This is a genomic window from Serratia sp. NFX21 (assembly GCF_048517035.1).
Classification (GTDB): Bacteria; Pseudomonadota; Gammaproteobacteria; order Enterobacterales; family Enterobacteriaceae; genus Serratia; species Serratia quinivorans.
In genome coordinates this window covers 4,918,215-4,932,370 of the sequence record NZ_CP183196.1, presented here as the reverse complement: position 1 = coordinate 4,932,370, position 14,156 = coordinate 4,918,215, and the positions used below count along the sequence as shown (strand labels likewise).

16 protein-coding genes are annotated in these 14,156 nt (G+C 54.2%); 15 read left to right on the top strand and 1 reads right to left on the bottom strand.

Going from position 1 to position 14,156, the window contains the following annotated elements; translation table 11 throughout:
• Positions 1–17 precede the first annotated feature (17 nt).
• From xapA to ACNT1W_RS22930, 15 genes are all read left to right on the top strand, one after another.
• Positions 18–839: a xanthosine phosphorylase gene (gene xapA, locus ACNT1W_RS23000; RefSeq protein ID WP_419246185.1), complete on the top strand. Its 822-nt coding sequence runs from the start codon at positions 18–20 to the stop codon at positions 837–839.
• Positions 840–920: 81 nt separating this feature from the next.
• Positions 921–2,180, top strand: coding sequence for a nucleoside permease (locus tag ACNT1W_RS22995; RefSeq protein ID WP_112364227.1), 1,260 nt, complete (start codon positions 921–923; stop codon positions 2,178–2,180).
• A gap of 339 nt (positions 2,181–2,519) precedes the next feature.
• On the top strand, positions 2,520–2,996 hold the full coding sequence (locus tag ACNT1W_RS22990) for a winged helix-turn-helix domain-containing protein (RefSeq protein WP_012146952.1): 477 nt from the start codon (positions 2,520–2,522) through the stop codon (positions 2,994–2,996).
• A 48-nt stretch (positions 2,997–3,044) separates the two neighbouring features.
• Positions 3,045–3,578 carry a type II secretion system protein N gene (locus tag ACNT1W_RS22985; RefSeq protein WP_419246184.1) on the top strand — a complete coding sequence of 178 codons (534 nt, stop codon included), beginning with the start codon at positions 3,045–3,047 and terminating at the stop codon, positions 3,576–3,578.
• Between the two features lie 87 nt (positions 3,579–3,665).
• Entirely contained in the window at positions 3,666–5,609 is a 1,944-nt protein-coding gene (gspD, locus tag ACNT1W_RS22980; RefSeq protein ID WP_411228006.1) for a type II secretion system secretin GspD, read from the top strand.
• A complete protein-coding gene (gene gspE / locus ACNT1W_RS22975) occupies positions 5,585–7,090 on the top strand; it encodes a type II secretion system ATPase GspE (RefSeq protein WP_419246886.1) in 1,506 nt (501 codons plus the stop codon). Before gspD ends, gspE begins: the two co-directional genes overlap by 25 nt.
• A complete protein-coding gene (gene gspF, locus ACNT1W_RS22970; RefSeq protein WP_419246183.1) occupies positions 7,080–8,291 on the top strand; it encodes a type II secretion system inner membrane protein GspF in 1,212 nt (403 codons plus the stop codon). The genes gspE and gspF overlap by 11 nt, the downstream gene beginning before the upstream one ends.
• Positions 8,292–8,307: 16 nt before the next feature.
• On the top strand, positions 8,308–8,742 hold the full coding sequence (gene gspG / locus ACNT1W_RS22965; RefSeq protein ID WP_223272808.1) for a type II secretion system major pseudopilin GspG: 435 nt from the start codon (positions 8,308–8,310) through the stop codon (positions 8,740–8,742).
• The gene (gene gspH, locus ACNT1W_RS22960; RefSeq protein WP_419246182.1) at positions 8,699–9,265 is read left to right on the top strand and encodes a type II secretion system minor pseudopilin GspH; all 567 of its coding nucleotides are present in this window, start codon (positions 8,699–8,701) and stop codon (positions 9,263–9,265) included. Before gspG ends, gspH begins: the two co-directional genes overlap by 44 nt.
• The gene (gene gspI, locus ACNT1W_RS22955; protein WP_261409393.1) at positions 9,246–9,626 is read left to right on the top strand and encodes a type II secretion system minor pseudopilin GspI; all 381 of its coding nucleotides are present in this window, start codon (positions 9,246–9,248) and stop codon (positions 9,624–9,626) included. The genes gspH and gspI overlap by 20 nt, the downstream gene beginning before the upstream one ends.
• Positions 9,613–10,206, top strand: a complete 594-nt coding sequence (gene gspJ / locus ACNT1W_RS22950; protein ID WP_419246885.1) for a type II secretion system minor pseudopilin GspJ — start codon at positions 9,613–9,615, stop codon at positions 10,204–10,206. The genes gspI and gspJ overlap by 14 nt, the downstream gene beginning before the upstream one ends.
• On the top strand, positions 10,203–11,159 hold the full coding sequence (gene gspK / locus ACNT1W_RS22945; protein ID WP_419246181.1) for a type II secretion system minor pseudopilin GspK: 957 nt from the start codon (positions 10,203–10,205) through the stop codon (positions 11,157–11,159). The genes gspJ and gspK overlap by 4 nt, the downstream gene beginning before the upstream one ends.
• Entirely contained in the window at positions 11,156–12,250 is a 1,095-nt protein-coding gene (gene gspL, locus ACNT1W_RS22940) for a type II secretion system protein GspL (protein WP_419246180.1), read from the top strand. Before gspK ends, gspL begins: the two co-directional genes overlap by 4 nt.
• Positions 12,247–12,699, top strand: a complete 453-nt coding sequence (gene gspM / locus ACNT1W_RS22935; RefSeq protein ID WP_419246179.1) for a type II secretion system protein GspM — start codon at positions 12,247–12,249, stop codon at positions 12,697–12,699. The genes gspL and gspM overlap by 4 nt, the downstream gene beginning before the upstream one ends.
• A gap of 15 nt (positions 12,700–12,714) precedes the next feature.
• Positions 12,715–13,578 (top strand): prepilin peptidase, encoded by an 864-nt coding sequence (locus tag ACNT1W_RS22930; protein ID WP_012146940.1) that lies wholly within the window; start codon positions 12,715–12,717, stop codon positions 13,576–13,578.
• 2 nt (positions 13,579–13,580) lie between these two features.
• On the opposite strand, the gene gspS is transcribed toward ACNT1W_RS22930, so the two are convergent.
• A complete protein-coding gene (gspS, locus tag ACNT1W_RS22925) occupies positions 13,581–13,964 on the bottom strand; it encodes a type II secretion system pilot lipoprotein GspS (protein WP_012146939.1) in 384 nt (127 codons plus the stop codon).
• Between the last annotated feature and the right edge of the window lie 192 nt (positions 13,965–14,156).

Below are 14,156 nucleotides of genomic sequence, written 5' to 3'. Positions count from 1 at the left end.
TCATAGAAGAGAATACAATGTTTAATCAAGAAGATGCTTTTTCCTGTGCCGAAGTGATCCGCACCAGGCTGCCGGACTTCCAGCCGCACGCTGCTTTGATACTGGGCTCCGGGCTGGGCGCGCTGGCAGAGGTGATGACTGACACCCTGACCATCGACTACGCAGAGCTGCCGGGTTTCCCGGTCAGTGGCGTGGTGGGCCATGCCGGGCAACTGGTTGCCGGTTGGCTGGAGGGCGTGCCGGTGCTCTGCATGAAAGGGCGCGGTCACTACTACGAAGGGCGCGGCATGCAGGTGATGACCACCGCTGTGCGCACCTTCAAACTGCTGGGCTGCGAATTCCTGCTGGCCACCAATGCTGCCGGCTCGCTGCGTCAGTCGGTGGCACCGGGCAGCCTGGTGGCACTCACCGACCACATTAATTTTATGCCTGAGTCGCCGCTGGTTGGCGATAACGACGAGCGTTTTGGCCCGCGTTTCTTCAGCCTGGCCAACGCTTACGATCGCGAGCTGCGCGGCCAGTTGGCACAGGTGGCGGAAAGCGTAGGCATTCCGCTGGCCGAAGGGGTATTTGCCGCTTACACCGGGCCAAACTTCGAAACCCCGGCGGAAATCCGCATGATGCAAACGCTGGGCTGCGACGTGGTCGGTATGTCTATCGTGCCGGAAGTGCTCTCGGCACGTCACTGTGGGCTGAAAGTGCTGGTAGTGTCCGCGATGACCAATTACGCCGAAGGGCTGTCCGATACGCCGCTGTCCCATGAGCAAACCCTGAGCTGTGCGGCGTTGGCGGCAGAGGACTTTATGCGCCTGATCCGCGAATTCTTCAAAACGCGGTAATGCCGTAAACCTCCCGACGGCAGGGTGCAGGGGCCCTGTCGTGCGAATCATCGTTTTAATCAGAATAATAAGGTGATGGTGATGGCAATAAAAACGCGACTGAAGGTGATGGTTTTTCTGCAGTTCTTTATCTGGGGTGCCTGGCTGGTTACGCTGGGATCTTACATGATTAACACCCTGCATTTCAGTGGGATGCAGGTGGGTATGGTCTACAGCGCCAAAGGCATCGCGGCGCTGATTATGCCGGGATTGGCAGGCATTCTTGCCGATCGCTGGATCAAGGCCAACTACCTGTACGCGCTGTGTCATTTGTTTGGTGCGCTGGCACTGTACTGTGCCGCCCAGGTTGAGCAACCTATGGTGATGTTCTGGGTGATGCTGTTCAACGCCATGGTGTATATGCCCACGATTTCGCTCTCCAACGCCATTTCTTATTTCTGCCTGGAGAAGCACGGTTACGATACGGTGAAAGATTTTCCGCCGGTACGGGTGTACGGCACCGTCGGCTTTATCGTAGCGATGTGGTTGATCGGTTTTAGCAGAATTGAACTCAGCAATTTGCAACTCTATCTGGCCTCCGGGGTGTCGTTGTTGTTGGCGGGTTATTCGCTGACGCTGCCGAATTGCCCGACCAGCAAAGTGGAAAAATCGAAAAGCTGGTTCAGCGTTTTGGGGCTGGACGCGCTGGTGCTATTCCGCCAGCGGCGCATGGCGCTGTTTTTCCTGTTTGCCATGTTATTGGGTGCCGCACTGCAGGTCACCAACACCTTCGGCAATCCCTTCCTGCACGATTTCGCCAATAACCCGTTGTATCAGGACAGCATAAGCGTCAGGTACCCCGCGGTGCTGTTGTCGCTGTCACAAATCTCCGAGGTGTTCTTTATCCTCACCATTCCGTTCTTCTTGCGTCGATATGGCATCAAACAGGTGATGTTGATCAGCATGGCGGCCTGGACCCTGCGTTTCCTGTTCCTGGCCTATGGCACCCCGGCGGGTTTCGGTTTTGTGCTGCTGCTGCTTTCGATGATCGTCTACGGTTGCGCCTTTGATTTCTTTAATATCTCAGGGGCTATTTTCGTTGAGAAAGAGGCCGATCACCGCATTCGTGCCAGTGCACAAGGGTTGTTTATGACCATGGTGAACGGTATCGGCGCTTATCTGGGGGCGATTGCCAGCGGTGAGGTGGTGGACTTCTTCACCCACAACGGCGTCAAGGACTGGCAAAGTATCTGGCTGATCTTCGCGTTATATACGCTGGTATTGGGAGTGATTTTCGCACTGACCTTCAACTACCAGCATCGGCCGGAGGAGCTGCCTGGGGCGGCGCAACGGGCACATTAAAATCCTATGGGCGCAACTCGGTTTGCGCCCATTTTACTTTATGGCCTCTCGCCTTGCCGCTGCGCTATTTCCCAGTTTTACCCCGGCAGGTGATATTTCTATAAATTGCTCTGGTTTATTATTATTGCTTTTAATAACGTAGATATTAAATAATGCACAACAAGATAAAACATTGATACAACAAAGTTGGTGAGGATTGTTTTATATAATGAATTTTAAGCGCCGATAGCTTATTGCTCTCGGCGTTTTTAGTCGCTAACCCTTGACTGCTATCGGGCTATGTGGTCTCTTATTCATAACGAGGAATAATGGATTATTGCTGAAGGGTATATTTTAGTTATGACACTCGCAGAGAAAAAGTTGTCTTTGGTTGAAAACGATTTTCTCGTTCTGAACAGTAAAAGTAGCACCCTAATTATCAAGCCGAAAAATATAACCATTCATCTTACTGAACTGCAGAGACGACTTTTTTGTATTTTGCTCAGTGGCGTAACCAAGAAGCAAGAAGTGATAGAGTCAGTATGGGAAAATAACCACGTTACTATCACTGACAACAACTATCATCAATTAATATATCAATGCAGAACGTTGCTTTCCCGCCATGGTATACCTCCCGAAGTCATCAAAACCATCCCCCGATATGGCGTGAGATTCAACTACTCGCCACTGGAAGAAGTCCTGAGCCAGCGCACCGTTAAATTGCCTAAATGGCATAAGAAACTTGCCGGAATGCTAAGTGAACGGCAAAGGTTGGTTCGCAATGTTCTGCTTCTTGTCGTTATTAATTATATAGTTATTGCCAGTGTCGTGGTTTGAGTTCGATAGGCATGCCTACATTCCATTACGACGAGTGAGAGACGCTGCATGAGGTTTGGCATTGTTTACGGCGACCTGCCAATCATCGGCCGTATTGACAAAGAAGCATGGCCGACAGTGCTGGGGTATCTATTTCTGTTGTTCGGGGTGCTGTCGGTATTTTGGGTCGGTTACGAAATTCCGAGTGCAAAAGAAATTCCTGAAGCCAATATTAAAGAATTATCCCAGATTATAGTCAGCAAACCCATGGAATTGGAGGCTAACCCATTACTGACCCTGTTATATTCAAATGCTCACGCCAACATGCCGATAGAGCAAACTCGTTTCCGTATTACCGAAAAAAAACTGAGTAATGCCCTATTAATGGCGGCGCCTGTAGCAAAGTTAGCGGTAAAAGTGGTGGGGTTGCTGTGCGATAAGGATGACCATGCCGGCATGGCGATTATTGAACGCTCAGGTCGGCAGCAGAGTTATGTATCAGGCGAAAAAATAAATGACACTTATCCGATAGTGAAAATATTGGCAGACCGGATCATTATCAATGAAAACGGATTTTATGCTGCATTAATGCTCGAAAATTGAGTGTAAACACAGCGGTTGCATGACAGCAGGCCGCAATCGGATACAGATATGTGCAACCTCGACTTATTTCCAGGCAGGCATTGGTACATGCGCGCAAAAATGACAAATATGCTCTTCTCGAAAATGATCGCATTAATGGCAGTGCTCATCATGCTGCTTTGGGTGACCGCCCCCGTTCAGGCCGAGGCGTTTTCCGCCAATTTTAAAGGAACGGATATACACGAATTTATCAGTACAGCCAGTAAGGCGCTGGGGAAAACCATCATTATTGACGATGCGGTAAAAGGCAAGGTTACGGTGCGCAGCTATGAGCCGCTGGATGCCGGGCAATATTACCAATTTTTCCTCAACGTGCTTGATGTCTATGGTTATGCGGTGATCAGCATGCCCAACAACGTTCTGAAGGTGATCCCGGCGAAAGACGGCAAAAGGGCGGCGCTCAACGCCCTGAATACCCCAGCCGAAGGCGATGAGCTGATCATGCGGATTGTGCCCCTGAACAATATCGCGGCGAAAGAGGTGGCGCCGTTGATGCGCCAGTTTAACGACAGCATTGGTATCGGGAACGTGGTGTTCCTGGAAAGTGGCAATGCGTTGTTGATCACCGGCCGTGCCGATGTGGTCAATAGTCTGGTTGAGCTGGCCCATGAAATGGATCGTACCGAACAGGCCGGCGTGGTCTCTGTCGCCTTGCAACATGCCTCCGCCACCGATGTGGTCAGCATTGTCACCACGTTATTTCGGGATGAAAACCGCACGAAAAAGGGTGCGCTTCCCGGCATGAAAGTGGTTGCCGATGAACGGACCAACACCGTGCTGATTGCCGGTGAACCGAGCCTGCAGGCGCGCATCGAAGGGATTATCCAGCAGTTGGATCAAGAAAAAGCCAGCCAGGGGAATACCAAGGTGATCCGGCTGAAATATGCCAAAGCGCAAGGCCTGCTTGAAGTGTTGTCCGGCGTCAGCGCCAATCTGCAAGACGAGAAAAAAACGGTCGGCAACAACGTTTCCGTCATGAAGAACATGGTGATCAAGGCAGATGAACAGACCAATGCGCTGATCATCAACGCCACACCGGACGTGATGAGCAACCTGGAAAAAGTCATTGAGCAGCTTGATATTCGCCGGGCTCAGGTACTGGTTGAAGCGGTGATTGTCGAAATGCAAAACGCAGACGGTCTGAACCTGGGTATCCAATGGGCCAACCGTTACGGTGGCGGTACGCAGTTCGGCAACGCTCAGGCGCAGATCGCTCCCGGCTTTAAAGGGGGAATGACGGAGGTGTTTAAAAACGCCAACGGTCTGGTCACGGGATTTTACAGCGGTAACTGGGCAGGCTTGCTCACCGCCATCAGTAACCAGAGCCAGAACAATATTCTCGCCACGCCGAGCATCATGACGTTGGACAACGAAGATGCCGAGTTTAGCGTGGGTCAGGATGTGCCGATTCTGACCGGCTCGCAAACCACCAACAGTGACAACGTGTTTAATACGGTGGCGCGCAAAACCGTCGGCATCAAGCTCAAGGTCAAGCCGCAAATCAACAAAGGGCAGTCGGTACTGCTGCAGATCGAACAGGAAGTTTCCAGCGTGGCGGAAAACAGCTCGGTGGATAAGGATAACCTGGGCGCGACTTTCAATATCCGGACGGTGAATAACACGGTGCTGGTTGAAAGTGGTGAGACCGTGGTGGTCGGCGGTTTGCTGGACAAGTCGCAATCTGACAGCAAAAGTGCGGTGCCGTTTTTGGAACGCATACCGCTGCTTGGCGCTTTGTTCCGCTCTACCTCTCATAAAGAGAGCAAACGGAATCTGATCTTGTTTATTCGCCCGACGGTCATACGCTCTACCGAGGAATACGCGCAAGAGAGTATGCGCAAAGCGGCCCGCTTCCGATCACTCGACGCGCAACCCCTTCCGTTAAAAACCCATGCGGAGGCGCAGCTCGATAGGGTCGGTTCCACCGCGAATGGCACCTTCCAGCGAGTCCAACGGCAAATTGATGCATTTTACCCGCGGGGGGAGCCGTGAATACACCCTGCTTGTCTTATGCCTGGGCCCGTCAGCATCACGCAGTACTCACCAGCGAAGAAAACCAATACACCCTATGGTGTCGACAGGACGTGGGCCTGGCCACGTTAGCCGAGCTTGCGCGTCTGCTGGAGGCCGACATTCCGCTGTGTTTGCTGGACGAAAATGCCTTTGAGCAGAAGTTGCTGGAACATTACCAACAGGGCAACAGCAATACGCAAAAGACCATGGACGACCTGGGCAAGGAGCTGGATTTCTACAGCCTGGCGCAGGCGCTGCCGGCTACCCAGGATCTGCTGGATGAACAGGACGATGCGCCAATTATCCGTTTGCTTAATGCGATGCTCAGTGAAGCCATTAAAGAGCGGGCCTCAGATATTCATATCGAGACCTATGACAGCGAACTGGTGATCCGTTTTCGTATTGATGGGGTGCTGAAAACCATTCTGACTCCCCAGCATCAACTGGCGGCCTTGCTGACCTCTCGCATTAAGGTGATGTCCAAACTGGACATTGCCGAGAAGCGCATTCCGCAGGATGGCCGCATCACGTTGAAGATTGGCGGCCGGGCCGTCGATGTGCGGGTGTCCGTGCTTCCGACCAATCACGGCGAGCGGGTGGTGATGCGTCTGCTGGATAAAAGCAGCGTCAGTCTGGATCTCGCCAGGATGGGCATACGCTCGGTGGAGTTCGCGGCGCTGACGCGACTGGTTCATCAGCCCCATGGAGTGATCCTGGTGACTGGCCCGACCGGCTCGGGCAAAAGCACCACGCTTTATGCGTTACTGATGCAGATTAATGACGGCAATCGCAACATCATGACCATAGAAGACCCGGTGGAGTTTGAATTAAAGGGCATTTCGCAAACCCAGGTCAACACGCGGGTCGATATGACGTTTGCCCGCGGGTTACGCGCCCTGCTGCGGCAAGATCCGGATGTGGTGTTGCTGGGCGAAATACGCGATACCGAAACCGCACATATCGCCGTACAGGCTTCACTGACCGGGCACTTGGTGTTGTCCACGCTGCATACCAATACCGCCATCGGCGCCATCACCCGCCTGCGCGATATGGGGATCGAACCCTTCCTGCTGGCCAGTTCGCTGACGGGCATTCTCGCTCAGCGGCTGGTGCGAAAACTGTGCCCGCATTGCCGCCAGGCCTATGTGCTTTCTGCAGAGCAAGCGCTCTCGCTACAGCTCTCTGTCGAGATTGAGCAGGTCGCGTGGCGTCCGATCGGCTGTGAAAAATGTAATGGCCTGGGCTACCGTGGGCGTCTGGGGATCCATGAACTGCTGCTGATTGATGACGCCATCCGCAAAGCCATTCATTTGGGCAGCAGTGAGCAGGAGATAGAGCAACTCTGCGGCCAGGCGCGACACACCCTGCGGCAAGATGGTGCGCGCAAACTGCTGACCGGTGAAACCAGTATTGAGGAAGTTCTGCGGGTGACTGGGGGGGATCATTGCGGTGAAGTTTAACTATCACGCCTACGATGCTGCCGGCAAAGGCGTCAGAGGGGTACTGGAGACGGATTGTTTGCGCAGTGCCCGGCAACGGCTCCGTGAGCAAAACCTGACGCCCTCGCATATTGCGCCGCAGGGAAACGGCATGGCCGCCACTTTGCTGGCCGCTCGGCGCCGACATCGTTTGAGCAGTGGCGAACTGGCTCTGGTGACCCGGCAGCTCGCCACCCTGATCGCGGCGGCTTTGCCACTGGAAGAGGCACTGTTAACCGTCGCATGTCAGTCAGAAAAAAAAACCGTTATCCAGTTAATCACCCGCATACGCAGCCATGTGCTGGAAGGCTTGTCGTTGTCGCAGGCATTGATGCAATTCCCCTCGGTTTTTGACCGTCTGTTTTGCGCCATGGTGGCCGCCGGAGAGAGCAGCGGCCAATTGCCGCTGATCTTCACCGAGTTGGCGGACTATGTCGAACAGCGGCAGAAAATCAAAAATAAAATGACTCAGGCCATGACTTACCCCGTGATATTGACGCTGGTCGCCATTGCGGTGATCGGCGTGCTGTTGGTGGCGGTGGTACCGAAGGTGATTGAACAGTTTGTGCATATGAAACAAACGCTGCCGTTAACCACGCAGATCCTCCTGCTGTGCAGTGAAGGCGTCGGTCGGTGGGGGCCTTCTGGCCTGGCGGTGGTCGTGCTGACCTTGCTGGGTTTTCGCTGGCAGTTGAAAAAACAGCGGTTTCGCCTGGTGTGGCACCGTTATCTGTTGCGCATGCCGTACCTGGGAAGCCTGTTCCTGAATCTGGATACGGCCCGTTATGCACACACTCTCAGCATCCTGACGCTCAGCGCGGTGCCTTTACTGGACAGCATGAATATCAGTGCTGCGGTGTTGAATAACGAGGAGGCCCGGCGTCGGTTGCTCGAGGCGATGACGCAGGTACAGGAGGGGGGATCTTTGCATCAGGCGCTGGCGGACAGCGATCTTTTTTCCCCGATGATGCGCCACATGATCGCGGCGGGCGAACGCAGCAGTGAACTTGGCAGCATGTTGAAACGGGCCGCCGCTATGCAACAGGACGCCCTTAATCAGCGCATTGCGTTGGTCCTGAGCCTGTTTGAGCCGGCGCTGGTGATCAGCATGGCCGGCATTGTCCTGTTCATTATTCTGGCGATCCTGCAGCCGATCTTACAGCTCAACAACATGATGGGTTAACTCAATGGAGAACCGTATGCGAACCCCAACAATGGCAAGGAACACCCGGCAGTCGGGATTTACACTGATGGAAATCATGGTGGTGATTGTGATCCTGGGCCTGCTGGCCAGCTTTATCATCCCCAATCTGATGGGCAATAAGGACAAGGCGGATCGGCAAAAAGCCGTCAGCGACATTGTTGCGCTGGAGAATGGGCTGGATATGTACCGTCTCGACAATGGCCGCTACCCCAACAACGAACAGGGGCTGGAGGCGTTGATTGCCAAACCGGTGACGCCACCGCTGCCCCGTAATTATCCGGAAGATGGCTACCTGCGCCGCCTGCCGCAGGATCCCTGGGGGAGCGATTACCGTTTGCTTAATCCGGGGAAACACAACCGGATAGACATTTCATCAGCCGGACCAGATGGCCAATGGGATAGTGAAGACGATATCACCAATGGCTCCTAGCGGCAGGCCGCATCAGCGTGGGTTTACCCTACTGGAAATTATGTTGGTTCTGGTGCTGATTGGCCTCACCGGTGCGATGTTAGTTCCCCATGGGCGTTCAGAGCGGGCGCTTTTTTCCACGACCATGAGCACGTTGATTCTGGCGCTGGATGCCGCTCAGCAGCGCGCAGAGCAAACGGGTTTACCCGTGGGCATTGCCGTTTCCGAGCAAGGATGGCAACGGATGATCTACCGTCTGAGGGACCGGCCAGGAGCAACCGAAGGTTGGCAAGCCGATGGCGTTCATACCGTCATTTTGCCTGAAACCCTCAGCCTTTCATTACGCCTGGAGCTGCAGGAGATCGCCTTGCCGTCTTCTCTGGCCCCCGACGTGACACCGCAGCTTTGGTTCTATCCCGGTGGTGAAATGTCGGTTTTTACCCTGAGGCTACGACAAGGGGCATGCGAACGGGTCCTGGAGACGAGCGGTTATATGAGCTTTAGCTCGGGAGATGAAAGTTGTGATGATGCGCAAGCACCATAACGGCATGACTTTGCTGGAAGTTCTGTTGGCGATGGTGATTTTATCCGTCGGTTGCATGGCGGTGATCCGCACTACCGGGCTACAGGTGCGCAATCTTGGCACGCTGGAGGAAAAAATGGTGGCCGGCTGGGTGGCGGATAACCAACTGACGCAGCTCTATCTGGGGGATATGACCTTGTCTCCGTTATGGCAGCAGGGGAATAGCATGATGGCTAATCGACAATGGTTCTGGCGTTGTCGCAGTCGGCAGACCACCGACAGCCATCTGCAGGCTATTGATATTGAAGTGGATAGCGAACCTGAGTTCAGGTCCCCGATCTTGCGCCTGCGAACCTGGAGGATAAGTGATGCCAAACCCTGAGCAAAAGGGGTTCACCTTAATCGAAATGATGCTGGCGATCGCGATTTTTTCCTTGATGTCGCTGATGGCGTCACAGTTGCTGAGCAGCATCGTTAAGAACAATGCCATAGTGAAAACTCAGGCCAACGCGCTGACCCAGATACAACAGGCACTGGCTCTGATGGAGCGGGATGTCCGCCAAACCCTGATGTTCCTGCCTGATCATCCGCTCAGGACCAATCTGAGGACTGCCCAAGTGGGGGAAGCCTCGCCGACGCTGGCGCTACTGCGTAGCAACTGGCTCAACCCTGGGGGCTTATTGCCTCGTTCCTCCCTGGAGCGCGTCAGTTATCGTCTGCATGACGGGCAGTTGCAGCGCCTGAGCTATCCGACCCCCGATGCCCCGGAAGACAAAGCCAGAGTCGTCACTTTGTTACAGGGCGTAGAACGTTTCCAACTGCGTCACCGGCTTACCGGACGTTGGCAAGAAGGGGCGTTTAACGGTGCCGGTTTACCTCAGGCGATAGAGGTGTCCGTGACCTTGTTCGACCGGGGGGAACTACAGCGTATTTTCTTGACGGCCGATGGAGAGGCGGCATGAAAAAATCACGGGGAATGGCGCTGCTGATCGTCCTGTTATTGCTGGCGCTGATGGCCACTTTGTCGATGGGCATTCATCAGTTTTGGCAGCTTACTTTCACCCGAACATTGCACGCGCAAACGACCTTTCAGGCCAAATGGGATCTGTTGGCGGGGGAGCAATTTGTTCGGCAGTTATTGGTAGAGAGTTTGCATGAACAGACGTCCGTTAATCTGGGGCAGCGATGGGCAACGCCTGGGATGATACACATGGAAGACAGGGGGATTTCTTATGTTATCAAGGATGCCCAAGCCTGTTTTAACATCAATACGTTACGCTACCACTACTTGCCGGATAAGCAAAAATCGCCCCCGCAAGACCCGCCGCCGGCCCCACAGTCCGAGGTTAAAATCGACAGAGATATTGCCCGTCAGGTGTTCGGCGCTCTGTTATCGAATCTGGCGTTCACCGATGATGAAATCAAAGGCATCGGCAGTGCGATAGAACAGCGGCTGATGCCGGAGAATTCGCTTTTTACTGACGTTTCCGAATTGCGCACATTTCCCTTCATTGGCCGCCAGCAGTATCTGCGTTTACTGCCCTGGCTATGTGCATTGCCGGAACGTAAGCCGGCAATCAACATCAACACGCTGGATGAGGCTCACTTACCTCTGCTGCGCGCCTTGTTTCTGAACCAGGCCAGCGACACTCAATTGAAGAAATGGCTCAATGCCCGTCCCGAGGCCGGTTGGCGCGCGCTGGACGATCAGGATTGGCAAAAAGCACTGGCCGGGTTGCGCCTGTCCTCGTCGGCGGGGGAGAAAATGTTGGTGACGGAGAGCCGTTATTTTAACGTCCTGCTGCTGACTCAAGATGCAGACGCCGGTTATTACCTGCGCAGCAAATTGCATTATGAAAAAGGAAGGGTGACGGTGAAAGGTCGTCAAACCGGGCAGGGAGAGAAGGTTCAATGACGTGTTCAAAACCCTTGTTGGTGCTGGCATTAGGGGAGGCCGGAGCGCCAATCCTATGGTGTCAGGGGGATCCGAGTGAATCGCAATGGCGGCATGCGGGGGCAGATACCTTGCCGGCGACGCTGCCGATAAAGGCATCGCAATGCAGAGTCGTGGTCTGCGTGCCGGGCCAGTCGGTGACATTGCAGAGGGTGACATTCTCTGGCCCCAGCCGCGCGGCAACGCCTCTGGCCCTGGCTTATCAGTGTGAGGATAGCCTGCTGGAGGAGGTTGAGCAGTTGTATTGGGTGATCCTGGGTCGGCAGGACGACCACTATGCGCTTGCCGGTTATCGTCATGTGGATATGCAGCGCTGGCTGTCGCAATTGGAACGCTGGGGCATTGTTCCCGACAGCCTGTTGCCAGACACGCTTTGCGGACCGGTCAACGACCGTCATTTCTACCGTTGGCGGGGAAGGTTGTTGCGCAGGACGTCGCCGTGGTCAGGCTATTCGCTGCCGTCACAGTGGCTTTTGGCTCCGTCCGACGTCGTCGACGCCGTTCCCCTGTCTCCTTGCGATGTGTTGTGGGACCGGGTTCGGGGAGAGGCCGAAACGGCAGTTTCACTCCTGCAGGGTAAATATAAGGCGCCGCCACGCTGGCAACGAAACCCGTTCTGGCGCCACTGGCCCAGCATCGCCGGGGCGGTGTTAACGCTATGCGCTCTGGCGATCGGCGGGGCGCATTATCATCATCAGGCTAAGCAGGCCAACCAGCAACGTGACGCTTTATATCAGCGGCTTTTTGTTGGCCAGCCGATACCGGCGGAACCTGTGAGTGAGAGCGCGCGTTATATCCGAGCGTTACAAGAAGCAAAATCTCCGCGCCAATTCTTCGAACTTGCCGCGCAGGCGCAACGGGCCCTGCAGGGGATCCCGAAACACCGGGTCATTGGTCTGACTTTCGACGCCGACAGGTCAATGCTGGCCATCAGATTACAGGCGCCTGAATTGCAGCCCTTCACGCAAATAAATGATGAAGGTAACACCCTGGAGCTGCAGGTTAACCCGGCCAAACAGCAGGGGACGCTTACCCTGAAGGAAACTCAATGATGTCTCCAACAATGCGGCAGCGTGTGGGCAAAAAGAGCACGGCGCTTATCTTTTGCGGCATGCTCGTCGCGGTCAGCCTTTTGGCGTTTTATCTTCAGCAAAAAGGCCTGGCCCAACAGGCGAGCGCTGAACTGGCTCAAATGCAACGCAATGCGCAGCGTATTGCCATGCTGCGGCACCCTTTACCCCCGCCGCCGCCTGAAGGCACATCGCTCCAGACCCTGCTTAAGACCAGCGCTGAAAAACTCGGGGTGCGATTGGGGACCGTCCGCTCAGACAAAAATAACCTGGATGTTGCATTGCCCCCGCAACCCGTCAAGCCACTGCTGTTGTGGCTGGAGAACCTGCAACAGGCATATGGCATGGGGGTCAATTCGATTGATCTCAGCCTGCATGGGGATGAGGTCAGGGTGCAGGCATTGACTCTTCAAGTCATCTCAGTTCATTGACCAATAGGAATGACCATGGCGTTTTACACGGATACCTCTCTTTGGCTGGCGTTCTCGGGGCTGGTGGGGTTGTGCGTCGGCAGCTTGCTTAATGTGGTGATCTATCGCTTGCCGCTGATGATGCAGCAGGAAGAAACAACCTTCGTGATGGATTATTTGACCCGACACCCCAGCGCCGTACCAACGCCCGCCGGAAAGAGCATTTTCCCCGATAAAAACCGCGCAGTCCTGAACCTGTTTCTGCCGCGTTCACATTGCCCCAACTGCAAACATACCGTCGCCTGTTACGATAATATTCCGCTGCTCGGTTGGTTGCTTTTGGCCGGGCGCTGTCGCTATTGCCGGCAGGCTATCGGCTGGGCTTACCCGGCGGTTGAGCTGGCGATGGCGGTTATCGCCACCCTGTTGGCCTGCTATCTGCCCCCGGGAGCGGACTGGGTGATGATGATGGTTTCTAGCGCCTTGCTGCTCTCGCTGGCCATCATCGATTTTCGCCATCAAATATTGCCGGATATCCTGACTTTGACGTTGTTGTGGTGCGGCCTGTTTTGGCACTGGCTGGAGCAGCGTGATTTTTTGGGTGATGCGGTGCTCGGCGCTATCGCCGGTTACCTGGTATTGTGGTTGCTCTATTGGAGTCTGCGGCTGATGACCGGGAAGGAAGGGCTGGGGTATGGCGATTTCAAGCTGCTGGCGGCGCTCGGTGCCTGGCTTGGTTGGCAGAAGTTGCCGGAGATCCTGCTGATAGCCTCGACGGCAACGCTGTTTGTTATCCTGTTGTTCGCGAAAAAGCGAGCAAATAGCTGGAGCCAGCCCCAACCTTTCGGTCCGGGGCTGTGTGTTGCAGGGGCGATTTGCCTGATCTTACAGCTGAAATAGCGTTATTGTCGGCGAGAGGCTTCAATAAAAGCGGCTAACGATGAGTTAAAATAGGCACACTTCTGGGCAACCGGCGTGGGGTCCTGGTTCAGCTTGTTAATAATTTCGCGGGCATTCAGCGGTAATACGTCAGACAGTGTTTCACTGACCGGCCATTTTTTATTTTTCGCTTCTAATATCGCCGTTTTTGTTAATGCCGAAATAGCAGGAATGTCATTGCGTTGGCAATTTTCTTTTAGATACTGACTTCCGGCAATTAATGCCGCCAACTGTTGTTGATGTTCTACATCCAGCTTGGTGGTGGGGTTATTGTCAGTGGTTGTCGAACAACCCGTTAATAATGTGTTGCACAAAATAAAAGATAATAAAATCTGTTTTTTTACCACTGATAGGCTCCATGAAATTTCATAATGTCTGCGTCTCCCGTGTCGAAAGACACGGAGGTGGAGGGTATTTTACGTCAGGGGTATTATGGGCCGTCAGCGGCATTATGTCACTTATACTCCCTTATATTCAGCCTTTTTAAGGTGCCCGTGGCAGAAGAATAACTATGATATCGGCAGAGTAAATGAGCGGTT